This window comes from Micromonospora sp. D93, assembly GCF_018070365.1.
Taxonomy (GTDB): Bacteria; Actinomycetota; Actinomycetes; order Mycobacteriales; family Micromonosporaceae; genus Micromonospora; species Micromonospora ureilytica.
Genome location: NZ_JAGPXW010000035.1, coordinates 24,959 through 41,725 on the forward strand (window position 1 = coordinate 24,959; position 16,767 = coordinate 41,725).

Genomic DNA, 16,767 nt, shown 5'->3' on the forward strand with positions numbered 1-16,767 from the left:
CGGCGGTGGGCCGCCGCCCGGTTGTGGACCGGCCGCACTAGCCTGCGGACTATGAGCAGCTCAGCGGACCAGCGGTCCGCCCACATCGTCGACGTGCTCACCGAGGAGTTCGGCGCGTCGATGGCGATCGACCCGGCCGCCTTCCGCCGCAAGTTCCGCAAGATGGCGGCTTCCCCGTTCGCCTTCTACCGGGGCAGCGCCGCGCTGTTCTACGCGGACCAGCTCGGCGACTTCGCCGACGACCGGTTCCTGAACGAGCAGACCAGCCGGGTGTGGATCCACGGTGACCTGCACGCGGAGAACTTCGGCACCTACATGAACGCCTCCGGGCAGCTGGTGTTCAACGTCAACGACTTCGATGAGGCGTACGTCGGGCCGTTCACCTGGGACCTGCGCCGGCTCGCGGCCAGCGTGGCGCTGCTCGGCTACGGCAAGGCGCTCTCCGACACGGCGATCGGGGAACTGGTGGCCGGGTTCGCCCGGTCGTACCTGACCGAACTGCGGGCCATCGCGGCCGGCGGTGACGACGCGATCGGCTCGATCACCCTGGACAACGCCGACGGGGTGCTGCGCCGGGTGCTCCAGCGGGCCCGGCTCAACACCCGCGTCGACCTGCTCGCCGCGCAGACCACCATCGACAACTACGAGCGACGCTTCTCCGTCGGCGACGGCGTCTTCGAGATCGACGACGCCACCCGGGGCCTGGTCAGCGCCGCCTTCCTGGACTACCTGGGCACCCTGCCAACCGCCTCGACGCAGCTCCGCCCGGTGGCGGCGCGGATCAAGGACGTGGTGCTGCGCAAGGGGGTGGGCATCGGCTCCGCCGGGCTACCGTCGTACAACCTGCTGCTGGAGGGGCACACCCAGGCACTGGAGAACGACGTCGTCATCTACATGAAGCAGGCGCAGGTGCCGGCCGTGGCGCGGTACGTCACCGACGAGTCGGTCCGTGGCTACTTCCAGCACCAGGGGCACCGGTCCGCCGAGTCGCAGCGGGCGTTGCAGGCGCACGCCGACCCGTGGCTGGGCTTCACCGAGCTGAACGGGACCGGTCAGCTCGTCGCCGAGGTCTCCCCGTACGCCGCCGACCTGGACTGGTCGGACGTGAACGAGCCGGAGGAGCTGACCGGGGTTCTCGTCGACCTTGGCCGGGCGGTGGCCCGGATGCACTCGGTGGCCGACGACGAATCCAGTCACGACCTGGTGGACTACTCCACCGAGGAGGCGATCGTCGCGGCGGTGGACACCGACGATCCGGGTTTCGTCGCCCACCTGGTGGACTTCGCGCACGCGTACGGGGTGCGCGCCCGCCAGGACCATCAGCTCTTCGTCGACCTGTTCCGCAATGGTCGACTGCCGGGCCTCTGATCGGGCGCGGCGTCGCTCAGGACGCGAACTCCAGCACCACCTTGATGTCGTCCGGCCCGGGGGTGTACGCGTCGGCGTACCGGTTCACCGGCACCCGCCGGGTGATCAGCGACTCGAGCCAGACCTGGTCGGCGCGGGCGAGTGCCTGCGCGGCCATGTTCCAGTGCCGACGGTTGGCGTTCACCGAGCCGAACACCACGTTGTTCTCCAGCACCAGCGCCCGGTTGAGAGCGCCGGCGTCGAAGTCGATGCTCCGGCCACCGCTGGACACCCCGGCCAGGCAGACGATCCCGGTCGGGGCCGCCTTGCACATGACGTCGAGGACCACAGTGGGCGCACCCGTGCACTCGATCACCACGTCCGGCTCGAAGGGCAGGTCGTTGACCGGCACCGTGTGGTAGGTGGCGCCGAGCCCGGCGACCAGCTCCGGCTTGGGCCCATCGGTGGCCCGGTCCAGCACGTGGACGGTGAGCCCACGCTGGGTGCCGAGCAACGCGGCCAGCAGCCCTATCGGCCCGGCCCCGGTCACCAGGACGGTCTGCGGCTGCCACTCGGCCCGGTGCCCGATCCGTTCGATGTGGTCCCACGCCTTCGCCACCACACTTGTCGGCTCCAACAGCACACCGACCTGGGCCAGCGCCGGGTCGAGCCCGACCGCGAACCGCGGCTCGACCCGCCAGCGGTCCCGGGCGAACCCGGGAAGTCCCTTGATGCCGTGTTCGGTGTACTGACCGTTGCGGCACATGTCCCACTCGCCTACCGCGCAGTTCGAGCAGGGCACCGGATCGGGATACCTGACGATCCCGGCCACCAGGTCACCGGGTCGCAGGGTGCCGCTGGAATCCTCGATCACCCGACCCAGTGACTCGTGCCCGATGACCAGGCGGTCCGCACCCGGCGGCGCCTCGCCGTACTCTCCGGCGATGATCTCGTGGTCGGTGCCGCAGATCCCCACCGCCAGCGCCTCGACCAGGACAGAACCCTCCTCGGCAGCCGGCTCCGGCTGATCCTCGACAAGGCTCAGCGAATTGGCGACCCCGGGTTTCACCGTCACAGCGCGCACGCCCCTCATCTTTCCCCGCCGAGACGTGCGCCGCGCCCAAAGCCGGCAGATCGCCGGGGATCGACGGCGGCCAGGCGCATCGCCAACCTCTCTGGGCAGAACACCTAGGATCAGCGGCATGACTCCCGAAGAGGTCGGCGCTCGACTGGTCGCGCTGCTCGCGCCGGTCGAGGCGACCCCGTCGGTCTCCGGCGGGCAACGTTTCGCCCGGGCCACAGTCGACGTCCCGCCCGCGAGTTGGCTGACAGCGGTTTCCGCCGCCCGTGACGACGCCGAGCTGGCCTGCGACTTCTTCGACTGGCTCTCCGCCGTCGACGAGTTGGCCGAGGGCTTCGACGTGGTGGCGCACCTCTGGTCGACGCGACTGCGGCACGGCCTGCTGCTGCGTACCCGGTTGCCGCGCGGCGCGCCCACTGTCGCCTCGGTCGTCGACATCTACCCCGGCGCCGCCTGGCACGAGCGGGAGACGCACGAGATGTTCGGCATCGACTTCGCCGGGCACGGGGAGCTGCTGCCGCTGCTGCTGCCCCCGGAGTTCGAGGGCCACCCGCTGCGTAAGGAGTTCGTGCTCGCATCCCGGGTGGCGAAGCCCTGGCCGGGTGCGAAGGAGCCGGGCGAGTCCGAGGCCGGCGGCGGGCGTCGACCGATCCGCCCGCCCGGCGTCCCCGCTCCCGGCGAGTGGGGGCCCACGCCCACCCCGGCTGGCGCAGGTGGCGTGGGGGAGGGCCCGCGTGGCGGCACCCCGGCCAGACCGGCCCGTGAGCGTCCGGCGCGGCCCGCCCCGGGGGCCCGTCCGGCGCGTACTCCCCGGCCTGCCGGCACCGCCGACGACCCGGCCCCCGCCGACCAGCCCGCGCCCGACGCTGGCTCGGCCGCACCTGACCAACCTGGCGCGGGCCCGGCCTCCGAGACCGCGCCCGGCGTTCGCCCGGCCAACCAGCCCGCGCCCGGCGCGGCCGCACCTGACAAGCCCGACGTCGGCCCGGCCACATCGGGTGGCGAGCCGATCGCGGACCCGCCGGGCCGCGATGGCCGGGGCGACCACGACGGGGGTACGGCCTGATGCCGCTCTGGGTGGAACTGGTGCTCCGGGTCGGCGGCGTGGTGGTCGCGTTCCTCACCCTGCCGTTGCTTGTCGGCCAGGCCGAGCACAAGGTGATGGCGCACATGCAGGGCCGGCTCGGCCCGATGTACGCGGGTGGCTTCCACGGTTGGGCGCAGCTCGTCGCCGACGGGGTCAAGTTCGTGCAGAAGGAGGACATCACGCCGCGCGAGGCGGACCGGGCGGTGTTCCGGCTGGCGCCGGCGGTGGCCCTGGTGCCCTACCTGCTGGTGTTGCTGGTCATCCCGCTCGGTCCGAACGACCTGGTCGGGCAACCGTTGGATATCGGCCTCTTCTTCGTGCTGGCCGTGGTCGGCGTCGGCGTGGTGGCGGTGCTGATGTCGGCGTGGGCGTCGGCCAACAAGTACAGCCTGCTGGGCGGGCTACGCGGGGCTGCCCAGTTGCTCGGTTACGAGTTGCCGCTGGTGCTGGCCGCCGCGTCGGTGGCGATGGCGGCCGGCACGCTCAGCCTGTCGGGCATCGTCGAGGCGTGGCAGCCGTGGTGGCTGCTCTGGCAGGCGCCCGCGATGATCATTTTCTTCGTCGCCGGGCTGGCCGAGATCCGTCGGCCACCGTTCGACATGCCGGTGGCCGACTCGGAGCTGGTCTTCGGCTACATGACCGAGTACACCGGTCTGCGGTTCGCGTTCTTCCTGCTCGCCGAGTACGTCGGCATCGTGGTGATCGCCGCGTTGACCACTGTGTTGTTCCTGGGCGGTTGGCAGGGCCCGTTCGCCGACGACCAGCTGGGCTGGCTCTGGACGCTGCTCAAGATCTTCGCGGTCTCCTTCGTGATCATCTGGCTCCGGGTGTCCTACCCCCGGCTACGCGAGGACCAGCTGCAACGCCTCTGCTGGCTCGTGCTGGTGCCAGCCTCCCTGGCACAACTGGTCCTAACAGCAGCAGTCCGCATAGCCCTGTAACCCGCGCCCCGCGCCCCGCGCCCCGCGCCCCGCGCCCCGCGCCCCGCGCCCCGCCTCTCCCGCGCCGATCTTGCATTTTCTGTCCCGGCAAATGCGACTGTATGGGGCACTTCGGCAGCAGAAAGTGCAAGATCGGCGCGTGTTGAGGGCGGGGTGCGGGGCGGTTAGCGCAGCGGGGTGTGTGCCGGGTCTACCGGCTCTTTCGGGGGTGGGGGTGGGGTGCCGTCGCCGAAGGGGCGGCCACCCAACGCTTCCCGGCCGTGCGGGGTGAGCCAGTTGGAAAGGTCGGGGCCGAGCGGAACGATCCCGGTCGGGTTGATGTCGCGGTGCACCTCGTAGTAGTGCCGCTTGATGTGGTCGAAGTCGATGGTGTCGCCGAAACCGGGGGTCTGGAACAGGTCCCGGGCGTACGCCCACAGCACCGGCATCTCGCTCAGCTTCTGCCGGTTGCACTTGAAGTGGCCGTGGTAGACCGGGTCGAAGCGGACCAGCGTGGTGAACAGCCGCACGTCGGCCTCGGTGATGGTGTCGCCGACCAGGTAACGCTGGTCGGTCAACCGCTCGGTGAGCCAGTCCAGCCGGTCGAAGAGCTGGTGGTACGCCTTGTCGTACGCCTCCTGGTTGCCAGCGAACCCGCAGCGGTAGACGCCGTTGTTCACGTCCCGGAACACCACGGCGTTGACTTCGTCGATCTGCTCCCGCAGGTGGTCGGGGTAGAGCTTCGGGGCGCCCTCGCGGTGGTACGCCCCCCACTGGGTGGACAGGTCCAGGCTCATCTGCGCGTAGTCGTTGGTCACCACCTGCCCGGTCGGCACGTCCACGATCGCCGGCACTGTGATGCCGCGCTCGTAGCCGGGGAAGCGCTTGAAGTACGCCTCCTGGATGCGCTCGATGCCGAGCACCGGGTCCCGGCCGTCCGGGTCGAGGTCGAAGGTCCAGCTCCGGGCGTCGTGGGTCGGGCCGGCCACCGCCATCGAGGTGGCGTCCTCCAGACCGAGTAACCGTCGCACGATGATCAGTCGGTTGGCCCAGGGGCAGGCGCGGCTGACCGCCAGCCGGTACCGGCCGGGCTCGACCGGATATCCGTCGCGCCCGTCCTCGGTGATCCGGGTGGCGATGTACCGCTGGTCGCGGGTGAACTCGCCGCCCGGCTCGACGTACTTGCCGCCTTTTTCCTCGCCCACGTCGCCCTCCCCGGTCTGGTCTGTGTCTCTACCCAATCCTCGCGGATCTACGGCGCACAGTGGCCCCGGATACCCTGCCGGCATGACGGATGTGGAGGCGGCGGCCCGGCGGTTCATCGCCGATGTGTGGAATGCCCGCCGGGAGGAGTCGGCGTACGAGCTGGTCGCCGAGGAGTGCCCGGGGCTGGGCGGCACCGGGCCGGAGGCGACGTTGGCCTGGCACCGCGAGCGCCGGGCGGCCTTCCCGGACCTGCGTTACAAGATCGTCGACGTGGTCGCGGCCGGCGAGCGGGTGGCCGTGCACTGGCGGGCCGCCGGCACCCACGTCGGGCAGTTCGGGCCGGTACCGCCGACCGGGCAGGTGGTCAGCTACTCGGGGGCGACGTTCCTGCGCTTCGACACGGCGGGCCGGATCGTCGAGGTGTGGAGCTGCAACGAGCTGTTCCAGTTGCTGCAACAACTCGGCGTCGAGATGCTCCCACCGGCCGTCGTCAGCGGACCCGGGGCGTGATGCGGCTGATCGGCAGATTGATCGGAAAGGGCTCACCGGTGTCGACGAACTTCGTCCACCGCCCGGTCTCGGTGTAGACCTCGTTCACCGCGTCGATCCGGTAGGTCACGACCTCCAGCGCGCCTTCGGTCTCGATCCGCCAGTAGTAGGGGATGCCGGCTGGGCGTACAGCGCCGGCTTCAACACCCGGTCGATCGTCTCGGTGCCCTTGCCGACAACCTCGACGGCAATCACGACCTCGCTCGGGGCGAACCAGTGCCGGTGCCCATCGTCGTCGCCGGTGACTCGGAGGACCACGCCGTCGGGCACGAACGTCCGGCTGTTGCTCACCCGCACCTCCACACCGTGGACGGCGACGTACCCGTCGGATGACATGTCATCGAGCGCTGCCGTGAGACGCGCCGTGACCTGCTGGTGCGAGGTTCGAGGAGGCGGCGGCATGAGCAAAATGCCGTCGAGCAGTTCGCGTCGGCGATTGTCGTCGGGGAGTCTGTCGAGATCCCCGGTAGTCCAGCCGCCCTCCGGAGTGCAAAACGTTTCCAGTTCGGTCGTCATCGATCCTCCGGGCGGTTCGTGCTTCCCGGGTACACCCTAGGGTCGTCGACCTGTGGGTGGTGGTCGCGCGCGCCGTGGCCACAGGGCAGGATGGTCGACATGAGCGACCCCAGCGAGCGCGGCGACACCAGCGACCGCGGCCTACCCGGCGCGGGCCTGGTGAAAGGGCTGGCGGTCACCCTCAAGACGATGACCAGCCGTTCGACCACCCAGCAGTACCCGGACGTGGCCCCCGACCTGCCGCCCCGCTCGCGTGGCGTGATCGCCCTGTCGGAGGAGAACTGCACGGTCTGCATGCTCTGCGCCCGTGAATGTCCGGACTGGTGCATCTACATCGACTCGCACAAGGAGGAGGTGGTGGTGCCCGGCGCCGCCCGCCCCCGCCAGCGCAACGTGCTCGACAAGTTCGACATCGACTTCTCGCTCTGCATGTACTGCGGCATCTGCATCGAGGTCTGCCCGTTCGACGCGCTCTACTGGTCGCCGGAGTTCGAGTACGCCGAGTACGACATCAAGGACCTGCTGCACGACAAGGACCACCTCGGTCAGTGGATGGCCACCGTTCCGCCGCCGCCCGCGCACGACCCGAACGGCGAGCCGGCCAAGGAGGAGACGTCTGCCGCGCGCAAGGCGGCCGCCGCACGTCCCGCTCCGTCGGCGGTACCTCCCGACGCCGACCAGGACCCGGCGTCGTGAGCGCCCGAGCCGGCAGGGCGGCCCGGTGACCGGGGCGGATGTGCTGCTGCTCGCCCTCGGCGCGGTGGCGGTCGGCGCCGGCGTCCTGGTGGTGACCACGAAACACCTGGTCCGGGCCGGGCTCTACCTGGTGGTGTGCCTGGGCGCCTTGGCAGGTGACTTCCTGGTGCTCAGCGCCGAGTTGGTGGCCTGGGTGCAGGTGCTGATCTACGTGGGCGCGGTGGTGGTCCTGTTGCTGTTCGCGGTGATGCTGACCCGGGCTCCGATCGGCGCCTCCGACGACCTGGACCGGCCCGGTTGGCCGGCGGCTCTGATCGGTGGCGGCGCCGGGCTGGGGCTGACCGCCCTTCTTGTCGACGCGTACCGCTGGAGCACCGTCGCACTGCCCGCCGCGGGCACCGCCGAGCGGCTGGGGGAGCAGATCTTCCAAACCTGGGTGCTGCCGTTCGAGGTGCTCTCGGTGCTGCTGCTCTCCGCCCTGGTGGGCGCGATCGTGTTGTCCCGGCCGGACATCGGCCGAGCCGCCCCGCAACGCGACGGCACGGCAGGCGACCTGGTCGACAGCGAGCCCGGGGGGCGCCGGTGAGGCCGGTCATCCCGTACGTCACCGCCGCGCTGCTGTTCGGCCTCGGCGTGTACGGCGTACTGCGCCGCCGCAACGCGGTGCTGGTGCTGATGTCGGTCGAGTTGATGCTCAACGCGGTCAACCTGATCCTGGTCACCGCGGACACCACCGCCCGCGCCGTGCTTCCGCACTCGGGGCAGGTCTTCGCCCTCTTCGTCATCGTTCTGGCCGCCGCCGAGATCGGGGTGGGGCTGGCGATCGTCCTTCAGCTCTACCGGCTGCGGGCGACAGTCGCCGTGGATGACGTGCCGTTGACCGAGCCGTCGGATCCCGTCGGCGGGCGCGAGCCGGCCGTCCTGGACTCGGAGGTGGGCCGGTGACCGGGCTGCTCGGGGCGCTGCTGCCCGCCGTACCCCTGGTCGCCGGTCTGCTCGGTCTGCTGCTGCCACCGGCCCCCCGGCGCGACAGCGCGTCCGGCGGCGACCGGGCCCGGACGACCGCGGTGACGCTCGGTGTCGCCGGTGCGGCCGGCGCGTTGGCGCTGGCCGTCGCGCTGCTGTTCACTGTCGACGTGCCGACGGAGACGTCGAGCACCTGGGTCGACATCGGCGGGCTGGTGGTGACCCTCGGCGTACGACTGGACGGCGCCGCCGCGCTGGTCGCGGTCGCGGTCACGGCGGTCGCCCTCGCCGTGCAGGTCTACTCGATCGGCTACCTGCGGCGTGGTCCCCACGACGACGTCGACGTGGACCACCGCTACCCGCCCTACGCCGCCCAGATCAGCCTCTTCACGGGCGCCATGCTGCTGGTGGTGGTCGCCGGCGACCTGATCATGCTGTTGGTCGGCTGGGAGGTGATGGGCCTCTGTTCGTATCTCCTGATCGCCCACGACCGCCGACTGGCCGGCGCCCCCGCCGCCGCCATGAAGGCGTTCCTGGTGACCCGGGTCGGTGACGTCGGGTTCCTGCTCGGCATCGCGCTGCTGGGCGTGTCGACGGGCAGCTTCCGGATCGCCGACGTGCTCGCCCACGACCACTCCGGCGCGACGTTGACCGCCGCCGGCCTGCTGCTGCTCGCCGGTGTGGCCGGCAAGAGCGCGCAGTTCCCGCTGCACACCTGGCTGCCGGATGCGATGGCCGGCCCGACCCCGATCTCCGCGTTGATCCACGCCGCGACGATGGTCGCCGCCGGGGTGTACGCCGTGGCCCGGCTCTACCCGCTGTTCACGGCCGCGCCTGTGACGTTGACCGTGCTGGGGGTGCTCGGCGCGGTCACGCTGCTGCTCGGCGCGCTCGCCGCCACCGCCCAGGACGACATCAAACGGGTGCTGGCCTGGTCGACGGTGTCCCAACTGGGTTACATGACCGGCGCGCTGGCGGTCGGTTCACCGTCGGCCGCACTGTTCCACCTGCTCACCCACGCCGCCTTCAAGGCGCTGCTGTTCCTCGCCGCCGGCGCGGTGATCCACGCTGTCGGCACCACACTGATGTCGGAGATGGGCGGGCTGCGGCGGAGCATGCCTGTGACGTTCTGGTGCACTGTGGTGGGCCTGGGCGCGCTGGCCGGGGTGCCGCCGCTGGCCGGCTTCTGGAGCAAGGACGGCGTACTGACTGTCGCCGAGTCGGCCGCGTTGGAGGGCACCGGCGCGGCCCCGTCCTGGGTGGGTTGGATCGTCTGGGTCGCCGGGCTGATCGGCGTGGCGGTCACCGCCTGGTACGCCGGTCGGCTGCTGCTGCGCGCCTTCTTCGGCGCTCCGCGCCTGCCCCTGGTTCGGCCACACGACCCGCCGGCGGTGCTGCGCTGGCCGGTGTTGCTGCTGGCCGTACCGGCCGCGCTGCTCGGTCTGGTCGGGTTCGTCGGGGCGTTCACCGACCGCCTGCGGTTCCCCACCGTCCCGGTGGCGGGCTCCGAGGACGGCCTGGTCCACCTGGGGCCGGGGGTGCTGCTGCCGCTCGCGTTTCTGCTGGTCGGCGCCACGCTGGTGACGCTGGGCTGGCGGCGCGACAGGGCCGCCGACCCGGCGACGGCGCTGGGTCCGCTGCGGCCGGTCTTCGCCCGCGCGTTCCGGCTCGACGACGTCCAGAACACAGTTGTGGTACGCCCCGTCCGCGCGCTGGCCCGCGCCGCGCGCACCGGTGACGAGGTGGTGGTGGACGGCGCGGTCGAGGGCAGCGGGCGAGCCGCGTCCGGTCTGGGTGCGGGGCTGGCCGCGCTGCACCGCGCGGCGCTGCCCCGAGCCGCCGCCGGCGTCCTGGCCGGCGCGCTGCTGATCGGCCTGGCCGCCGCCTTGCTTGGAGGAGCCCGATGAGCGTCGGCCAGGTGTTGCTGGTTGCTGTTCTGGCGCTGCCGGCGCTGGGTGCGGTCGCGGTGGCGGCTACGCCCCGGGACCGGACGGCCCGGCTGGTCGGCACGGTCGCGGCGGCGCTGACCCTGCTGGCCGCGGTGCCGCTGGTGTTCGGCGGTCAGGGTTGGGTCGCCTGGTCGGCCGGTGCGCCGGCGGTGCGCCCGTGGCACCAACTGGATCTGCCCTGGGTGCCCGGCCTGGAGTTGCGCTTCCACCTCGGCGTAGACGGCATCTCCTGGCCGCTCGTGGTGTTGACCGCGCTGCTCACGTTGCTCTGCTGCGCGTACACGATGTGGCGGGTCCCGGACGGCGGCAGTGGCCGGGCGCTCGTCGCGCTGCTGTTGGTGGTCGAGGTGGGCATCCTGGGCACCTTCCTCGCCCTGGACCTGGTGCTGTTCTTCCTCTTCTTCGAGGTCGTCCTGCTGCCGATGTACGCGATCATCGCCGGCTGGGGTGGCGCGGACCGGCGTCGGGCGGCCCGGAAGTTCGCGCTCTACACGCTGTTCGGGTCGGTGCTGCTGCTGGTCGGCGTGTACGTCGTGGTCGCCGCCGCCGGCACCGCCGACCTGGTGACGCTCACCGGCGGCGCGGGGATGTCCCGGGGCGCCCAGTTGGCCGCGTTCACACTGCTGGCGTTGGCGTTCGCGGTGAAGAGCCCGCTGTGGCCGCTGCACTCCTGGCTGCCCGACGCGCACACCCAGGCCCCCACGGTGGGCAGTGTCGTGTTGGCCGGGGTGCTGCTGAAGATGGGCACCTACGGTCTGATCCGGGTCGCTGTGGGGGTGGCGCCGGAGGGAGCCCGCTGGGCGGCGCCCGTGCTCGGCGTGCTGGCCGTCGCCGCGATCCTGGTCGGTTCGCTGGTCTGTCTGGCCCAGTCGGACGTGAAGCGGCTGATCGCGTACTCCAGTGTGGGGCACATGGGTTTCGTGCTGCTGGGCGTCGCCACGCTGACCACCGTCGGCATGCAGGCGGCGTTGATCGGCAACGTCGCGCACGGGGTGATCACCGGCCTGCTGTTCTTCCTGGCCGGGGCGGTGAAGGACCGTACCGGCACGGGCACCCTCGCCGAGTTGTCCGGGCTGCGGGAGACCGCGCCCCGGTTGGCGGGTCTGCTCGCGTTCGCGGCGATCGCGTCGCTGGGTCTGCCCGGGTTGGCCGGCTTCTGGGGTGAGGCGTTCGCGGTGATCGCCGCCGTTCAGGTGGGCGGCCCGCTCTGGACCACCCTCGGGGTGCTGGCGGCGGTCGGCGGGGCGCTCACCGCCGCGTACTTCCTGCGGCTGTTGCGCCAGGTCACCCACAACCGGCCGAGCCCCGCCGTCGGGCAGGTCGGCCCCGGCCTGGCCGGTACGGAGTTGACCGCGTGGGTGCCGCTGGTGCTGCTCGCGTTGGCCATCGGGCTGGCGCCGACACTGGTCCTCGGCGTCGCCGAGGCCCCCGTCGACGCCCTGATCGGAGTGGTCAAACCATGAACGTCGTGCAGAGCGTGGACAGCGTCGCGCTGCTGCCGGCCTACCTGGCCGCCGGCACGGCCGTACTCGTGCTCATCACCGATCTGCTGGTGGCTCGGCCACGGGCCACGATCGCGGTGGCCGCGCTCGGTGCGCTCGGCACCGCCGTCGGCTCCGCGCTGGTCGGGGCGGGTGCGGAGCGGCGGACGTTCTGTGTGGGCGCCGACTGCTCCTGGATCTTCGGTGGTCGCGCGGCACTGGTCGGCGTGGTGGTCGCGCTGCTCACAGTGGGCGTGCTCGGGCTGTCGGTGCCCGCGCTGCGGGCCGGGCGGTCACCGGTCGGGGAGTACGCCTTCCTGCTGGCCTGCTCGATGACCGGCGGCGTGGTGCTCGGTGCGGCCGGTGACCTGATCACGCTGATCGTCGCCCTGGAGACGCTGACCCTGCCGCTGTACGTGCTGGTCGGCCTGCGCCGGGGCAGCCTCGCGAGCGCCGAGGCGGCGTTGACCTTCTTCGTGGTCAGCGTGGTGGCGACCACGCTGACCCTGCTCGGCGCGGCGTTGCTGTACGCGGTGACCGGTGGCCTGCACCTGGACCGGCTCGGCGCGTTGCTCGCCGAGCAGCCGGAGGTGCGGGACCTGCCGCTGACCACCGCGGCGGTGGCGGTGCTGCTGGTCGGTCTTGCCTTCAAGGTGGCGGCGGTGCCGTTCCACGCCTGGGCGCCGGCCACCTACGACGGCGCGCCGCTGCCGGTGGCCGCCTACCTGTCCACCGCGTCGAAGCTGGGCGGCCTCGTCGCGCTGCTCGCCGTGGTGCAGCAGGCGCTGCCGGCGGACCAGACCGGTCCGGTGCTCGCTCTGCTCGCCGTGCTCACCATGACCGTCGGCAACCTGGTCGCCCTGCGTCAACGGCGGACCGTCCGGCTGCTCGCCTGGTCGTCCGTCGCGCAGGCCGGGTACATCCTCGCCCCGCTGGGTGCGTTGGCGCTGGCCGCCGGGCGCACGGACGAGGCGCGTTCCGCCGCGTACGCGGCCGCCGTGGCGTACGCCGTCTTCTTCGTGGTGTTGGAGCTGGCGGCGTTCGCCGGGCTGACCGCACTGCGCCCGGCCGGCGCGGACGGTGGCACCCTGGACGACCTGCGCGGGGCGGCTCGGCGGCACCCCTGGCGGGCTGCGGCGTTCGGTCTCGCGCTCGTGGGTCTGGCTGGTCTGCCGCCGGGGTTGGCCGGCCTGTTCGCCAAGGTGACAGTGGTCCGGGCGCTGCTGGACGGTGGTGCGGCCTGGTTGGCGCTGGTGGTGGCGCTGAACGCCGTGATCGGCCTCGCCTACTACCTGCGGGTGACCGCCGCCCTCTGGGCGCCGACGACGACGCCCGGCCCGGCAGCGGCGCTCGCCGGTGGCGGAGCGTCGGGCGTACCCGTGGTGGGTGTGGTGGCGGTGGTGCTGGCGGTGGCGACGGTGGCCGCCGTGGTGCTCGGCGTCGCGCCGCAGTTGGTGCTCGACCTGGCCGGCCGCTGACCAGCCCGGCCCCGGTCTCAGTCAACTCTCAGCGTTGAGACGGATGGTTGACGGGTACCGGGTTGTTACACCGGTCAGCGGATCCCGGCGATCCGTGCACCGAAGGAGACATCGTGCACCACAACCGTCTGAAGACCGCAGCGCTGCTCGGCCTGCTCAGCGCCCTGATCCTGGCGGTGGGCTACTGGTTCGGCGGCAGCGGCGGCCTGGTCATCGCCGTCCTCGTGTCTCTGGTCATGAACGGCGTCACCTACTTCTACTCCGACAAGCTCGCACTGCGCTCGATGGGGGCGCAACCGGTCACCGAGGCGCAGTTCCCCGAGCTGTACCGAATGGTCCGGGAGTTGGCCACCGACGCCAAGCAGCCGATGCCGCGGCTCTATGTCAGCCCGACCGCGCAGCCCAACGCATTCGCCACCGGTCGCAATCCGCAGCACGCTGCCGTCTGCGTGACCCAGGGCATCACCGAGATCCTCGACTACCGTGAGCTGCGCGGCGTGATCGGGCACGAGCTGTCCCACGTCTACAACCGGGACATCCTGATCTCCAGCGTGGCGGCCGGCCTGGCCAGCATCATCACCCTGCTGGCGAACCTCGCCTTCTTCATCCCGCTGGGCGGCGGGGACGACGAGGACCGACCCAACCCGGCCGTGCTGTTGCTCACCCTGATCCTGGGCCCGATCGCGGCCACGGTGATCCAGTTGGCGATCAGCCGGAGCCGCGAGTTCCAGGCGGACGCCTCGGGCGCCGAGTTGAGCCGTGACCCGCTGGCCCTGGCCAGCGCGCTCCGCAAGATCGACGCGGTGGCCCGACGTCGGCCGTTGCCGGCCCAGGGCCAGCTCACCAGCACCGCCCACCTCATGATCGCCAACCCGTTCCGGGGCGGCGGCATGGCGGCCCTGTTCTCCACGCACCCGAAGATGGAGGACCGCGTCGCCCGGCTGGAGCAGATGGCCCGCAACTCGGGGCCCGTGCAGTTCCAGCGCTGATCCACCGATCCACTGATCCACTGATCCACCGCCTCCGCCCGTACCCGGCCGCGCCGGGTACGGGCGGATCGCTGTGTCGGAGAACCATTCCGCTGTCTTCCCGTCAGGCAGCGGCGTTAGGGTCATAACGGCTTACGCTCATTACACCCTCGGGAGGTTCACGGTGACCGCGCTGCGTCAGTACCTGGGTGTCTGGCGGATCCCCGGCGCGCCCATGCTGCTGATCACCGGCATCATCGGGCGGCTCGGAATCGGCATGACCCCGCTGGCGCTGCTCCTGGTTGTCGAGCAGGTGACCGGGCGCTACTCGCTGGCCGCCATCGCGGGAGGCGTCTACGCCCTCGCCGGTGCCGCGCTCAGCCCGGTCGCCGGACGGATCGCCGACCGGGTCGGCCCCAGCCCCGTCCTGCTGCTCACCGCCGTGGCCCACCCGCTGGCGCTCATCGGATTGCTGCTGGCCAGCCGCTCCGGCGACGACGCCCTCCCCGTCATCTACCTCGCCTCAGGCGTGGCCGGCGCCACCTACCCGCCACTCACCGCCGCCATCCGCGGCGCCTGGAACGACCTGACCGGCCCCAACTCCGGCCGATCCCCCCTCCGCAACACCGCGCTGGCCGCCGAGACCACCCTGTTCGAAATCGTCTTCGTCCTCGGCCCGCTGCTCGTCGCCGGCTTCATCCTCGTCGCCGACGCGGCAGCCGCGCTGATCGGAGCGGCAGTGGTCACCCTGGTCGGCACGACCGCAGTGGCCCTCGGTCGGGTCATGCGCGGCTGGCGTCCGCACCCACAGGAGCACCACGCCCGTGGGCTAGGCCCGCTGCGGGTCCCCGGCTTCCCGGCCCTGCTGATCTGCGTGGCCGGCCTGGGCATCGCGTTCGGGGCCGCCGGGGTGATCGTGCCGGCGTTCGCCAGCGACCACACCACCGACGACCCGGAGAGCCTCGCCGGCGTCCTGCTCGCCGTCTGGGGAGTCGGCAGCGCCATCGGCGGGCTCTGGTTCGGCGTCCGCAGGCCAGCACCGAACATGACCCGGCAGTTCGCCCTGCTGCTCGCCGCGCTGGCCGCCACCTTCGCCGTGTTCGCCGTGATGCCCACCCCACTGGCGTTGGGTGTCGCGCTGGTCGCCGGCGGGGCCACCATCGCACCCGCCCTGACCCTGGAGAACACCCTGGTCGGCCGGATCGCCCCGACCGGCATGCTGAACGAGGCGTACACCTGGGTGGTCACCGTCGCGGTGGCGTCCAGCGCCGCCGGCGGCTCGGTAGCCGGCCTGATCGTGGACCACGCGGGCGGCGTGCGCTTGGCGTTCCTGTTCGCCGGGGCGGCCGTCGCCGTCGGGGCCGCGGTAGCCGCACTGCCCGCCGGGCCCATCGCTCGCGCGGAAAACACGGCCATACGCGCCGAACAGCCCGTCCCCGTCTGACCGCCTGCGCCCGGCTCGGCGTGCGCCCGGCTCGGTCCCGTGCTTGATCGACTCGGTTTCCTGAAAGTCGCGGTGTCCCAGTCGCCCGGATGCCCCGACTTTCAGGAACTCGAGTCGATCTCAGCCGGACAATGTGCGTCCGGAGATCGGTGACGGGTCGGGGCGGGCAGCCGTCAGCGGTAGTTGTTGAACTGGAGGGCGACGCCGAAGTCCTCGCCCTTGAGCAGCGAGATGACGGCCTGCAGGTCGTCGCGCTTCTTGCCGGTCACGCGCAGCTGGTCGCCCTGGATCTGAGCCTGCACGCCCTTGGGGCCCTCGTCGCGGATCTTCTTGCTGATGGCCTTGGCCTTGTCCGTCTCGATGCCCTGGATCACCTTGCAGTCGATCTTGAAGATCTTGCCCGACGGGCGCGGCTCCCCAGCATCCAGCGACTTCAGCGAGATGTTCCGCTTGACGAGCTTCTCCTTGAACACGTCCAGTGCGGCGCGGACGCGCTCCTCGGTCTCCGCCTGGAGGCCGATCGCCTCCTCGCCGGACCAGGAGATCTCAGCGCCGGTGCCACGGAAGTCGAACCGCGTCGCAAGCTCCTTCTCCGCCTGCCGAAGGGCGTTGTCGACCTCCTGCCGGTCAACCTTGCTCACGATGTCGAACGACGGGTTCGTTGCCATGTATCTGCTCCTGCTGTCCGGCGGTCTGGGCCTGCCGTCGGCCGCCGACCAGCGGCACGACCCCCTGACCGTACCCGGTTGCGTCGGTACCGGGGGGAGCCGCTATTCTTGCTTCCGCCGCCGCGTTGCGACGCGGTGGGGTGCCCTGGCGGGTTGCCCGAGCGGCCAATGGGAGCGGACTGTAAATCCGTCGCGAAAGCTTCAGAGGTTCGAATCCTCTACCCGCCACCAGGTGCAGACACGGCCCCTGACCAGCAGAGATGCTGATCGGGGGCCGTTGTCGTTTGTCCAAGGGAGTCCGGCTGAGTCCAGGCGTTGACGACTGGTTGTGGGCAGATGGTGGGCAGGTCGATCTTGCCTGTCAGGGCTTCTCTGGGGCTGCGAACGCCCGTGCTCGGGGGAGTGCGAACA

Annotated in this window: 16 protein-coding genes, 1 tRNA gene and 1 pseudogene; 13 read left to right on the forward strand and 5 right to left on the reverse strand. The window is 71.5% G+C overall.

Features of this window, described 5'->3' with window-relative positions; translation table 11 throughout:
- The first annotated feature begins 51 nt into the window (after positions 1 to 51).
- Positions 52 to 1,368 (forward strand): DUF2252 domain-containing protein, encoded by a 1,317-nt coding sequence (locus tag KBX71_RS28865; RefSeq protein WP_210820954.1) that lies wholly within the window; start codon positions 52 to 54, stop codon positions 1,366 to 1,368.
- A gap of 16 nt (positions 1,369 to 1,384) precedes the next feature.
- On the opposite strand, the gene KBX71_RS28870 is transcribed toward KBX71_RS28865, so the two are convergent.
- Entirely contained in the window at positions 1,385 to 2,431 is a 1,047-nt protein-coding gene (locus KBX71_RS28870) for a glucose 1-dehydrogenase (protein ID WP_210820955.1), read from the reverse strand.
- A gap of 118 nt (positions 2,432 to 2,549) precedes the next feature.
- Between KBX71_RS28870 and KBX71_RS34060 the strand changes: the two are divergent.
- Together KBX71_RS34060 and KBX71_RS28880 are read left to right on the forward strand one after the other, a co-directional pair.
- Positions 2,550 to 3,146 (forward strand): annotated as a pseudogene (locus KBX71_RS34060) (NADH-quinone oxidoreductase subunit C); the annotation flags it as partial.
- A gap of 347 nt (positions 3,147 to 3,493) precedes the next feature.
- The gene (locus tag KBX71_RS28880; protein WP_210820957.1) at positions 3,494 to 4,456 is read left to right on the forward strand and encodes a complex I subunit 1 family protein; all 963 of its coding nucleotides are present in this window, start codon (positions 3,494 to 3,496) and stop codon (positions 4,454 to 4,456) included.
- Positions 4,457 to 4,620: 164 nt separating this feature from the next.
- Here KBX71_RS28880 and KBX71_RS28885 read toward each other — a convergent pair whose 3' ends face one another.
- The gene (locus tag KBX71_RS28885; RefSeq protein ID WP_307847364.1) at positions 4,621 to 5,640 is read right to left on the reverse strand and encodes a glutathione S-transferase C-terminal domain-containing protein; all 1,020 of its coding nucleotides are present in this window, start codon (positions 5,638 to 5,640) and stop codon (positions 4,621 to 4,623) included.
- A gap of 82 nt (positions 5,641 to 5,722) precedes the next feature.
- Here KBX71_RS28885 and KBX71_RS28890 point away from each other — a divergent pair, with 82 nt between their 5' ends.
- Complete coding sequence (locus tag KBX71_RS28890; RefSeq protein WP_210820959.1) at positions 5,723 to 6,151, forward strand: ester cyclase; 429 nt, start codon at positions 5,723 to 5,725, stop codon at positions 6,149 to 6,151.
- Here KBX71_RS28890 and KBX71_RS34345 read toward each other — a convergent pair.
- Both KBX71_RS34345 and KBX71_RS28895 read right to left on the reverse strand, forming a co-directional pair.
- Positions 6,132 to 6,260: a hypothetical protein gene (locus KBX71_RS34345; RefSeq protein ID WP_256442179.1), complete on the reverse strand. Its 129-nt coding sequence runs from the start codon at positions 6,258 to 6,260 to the stop codon at positions 6,132 to 6,134. The two genes, KBX71_RS28890 and KBX71_RS34345, sit on opposite strands and share 20 nt — an antisense overlap.
- Positions 6,257 to 6,706 carry a Uma2 family endonuclease gene (locus KBX71_RS28895; RefSeq protein ID WP_247684290.1) on the reverse strand — a complete coding sequence of 150 codons (450 nt, stop codon included), beginning with the start codon at positions 6,704 to 6,706 and terminating at the stop codon, positions 6,257 to 6,259. Before KBX71_RS28895 ends, KBX71_RS34345 begins: the two co-directional genes overlap by 4 nt.
- Before the next feature lie 99 nt (positions 6,707 to 6,805).
- On the opposite strand from KBX71_RS28895, the gene KBX71_RS28900 reads away from it, so the two are divergent.
- The 8 genes from KBX71_RS28900 (at position 6,806) to KBX71_RS28935 (ending at position 15,688) form a co-directional block, all read left to right on the forward strand.
- Positions 6,806 to 7,402 (forward strand): NADH-quinone oxidoreductase subunit I, encoded by a 597-nt coding sequence (locus KBX71_RS28900; RefSeq protein ID WP_210820960.1) that lies wholly within the window; start codon positions 6,806 to 6,808, stop codon positions 7,400 to 7,402.
- Between the two features lie 25 nt (positions 7,403 to 7,427).
- Positions 7,428 to 7,988 (forward strand): NADH-quinone oxidoreductase subunit J, encoded by a 561-nt coding sequence (locus tag KBX71_RS28905; RefSeq protein WP_210820961.1) that lies wholly within the window; start codon positions 7,428 to 7,430, stop codon positions 7,986 to 7,988.
- On the forward strand, positions 7,985 to 8,347 hold the full coding sequence (gene nuoK, locus KBX71_RS28910; protein WP_124820926.1) for an NADH-quinone oxidoreductase subunit NuoK: 363 nt from the start codon (positions 7,985 to 7,987) through the stop codon (positions 8,345 to 8,347). The genes KBX71_RS28905 and nuoK overlap by 4 nt, the downstream gene beginning before the upstream one ends.
- Entirely contained in the window at positions 8,344 to 10,275 is a 1,932-nt protein-coding gene (locus tag KBX71_RS28915) for an NADH-quinone oxidoreductase subunit L (RefSeq protein WP_210820962.1), read from the forward strand. The genes nuoK and KBX71_RS28915 overlap by 4 nt, the downstream gene beginning before the upstream one ends.
- On the forward strand, positions 10,272 to 11,780 hold the full coding sequence (locus tag KBX71_RS28920) for a NuoM family protein (RefSeq protein WP_210820963.1): 1,509 nt from the start codon (positions 10,272 to 10,274) through the stop codon (positions 11,778 to 11,780). Before KBX71_RS28915 ends, KBX71_RS28920 begins: the two co-directional genes overlap by 4 nt.
- Positions 11,777 to 13,276: an NADH-quinone oxidoreductase subunit N gene (locus KBX71_RS28925; RefSeq protein ID WP_210820964.1), complete on the forward strand. Its 1,500-nt coding sequence runs from the start codon at positions 11,777 to 11,779 to the stop codon at positions 13,274 to 13,276. Before KBX71_RS28920 ends, KBX71_RS28925 begins: the two co-directional genes overlap by 4 nt.
- A gap of 113 nt (positions 13,277 to 13,389) precedes the next feature.
- Positions 13,390 to 14,265: a zinc metalloprotease HtpX gene (gene htpX, locus KBX71_RS28930; RefSeq protein ID WP_196929448.1), complete on the forward strand. Its 876-nt coding sequence runs from the start codon at positions 13,390 to 13,392 to the stop codon at positions 14,263 to 14,265.
- Positions 14,266 to 14,428: 163 nt separating this feature from the next.
- Positions 14,429 to 15,688, forward strand: coding sequence for an MFS transporter (locus KBX71_RS28935; RefSeq protein ID WP_210820965.1), 1,260 nt, complete (start codon positions 14,429 to 14,431; stop codon positions 15,686 to 15,688).
- A gap of 173 nt (positions 15,689 to 15,861) precedes the next feature.
- Here KBX71_RS28935 and KBX71_RS28940 read toward each other — a convergent pair whose 3' ends face one another.
- Positions 15,862 to 16,356, reverse strand: coding sequence for a YajQ family cyclic di-GMP-binding protein (locus tag KBX71_RS28940; protein ID WP_124820931.1), 495 nt, complete (start codon positions 16,354 to 16,356; stop codon positions 15,862 to 15,864).
- Positions 16,357 to 16,503: 147 nt separating this feature from the next.
- Between KBX71_RS28940 and KBX71_RS28945 the strand changes: the two genes are divergently transcribed.
- Positions 16,504 to 16,587 (forward strand) — tRNA-Tyr (locus tag KBX71_RS28945).
- The last annotated feature ends 180 nt before the right edge of the window (positions 16,588 to 16,767 follow it).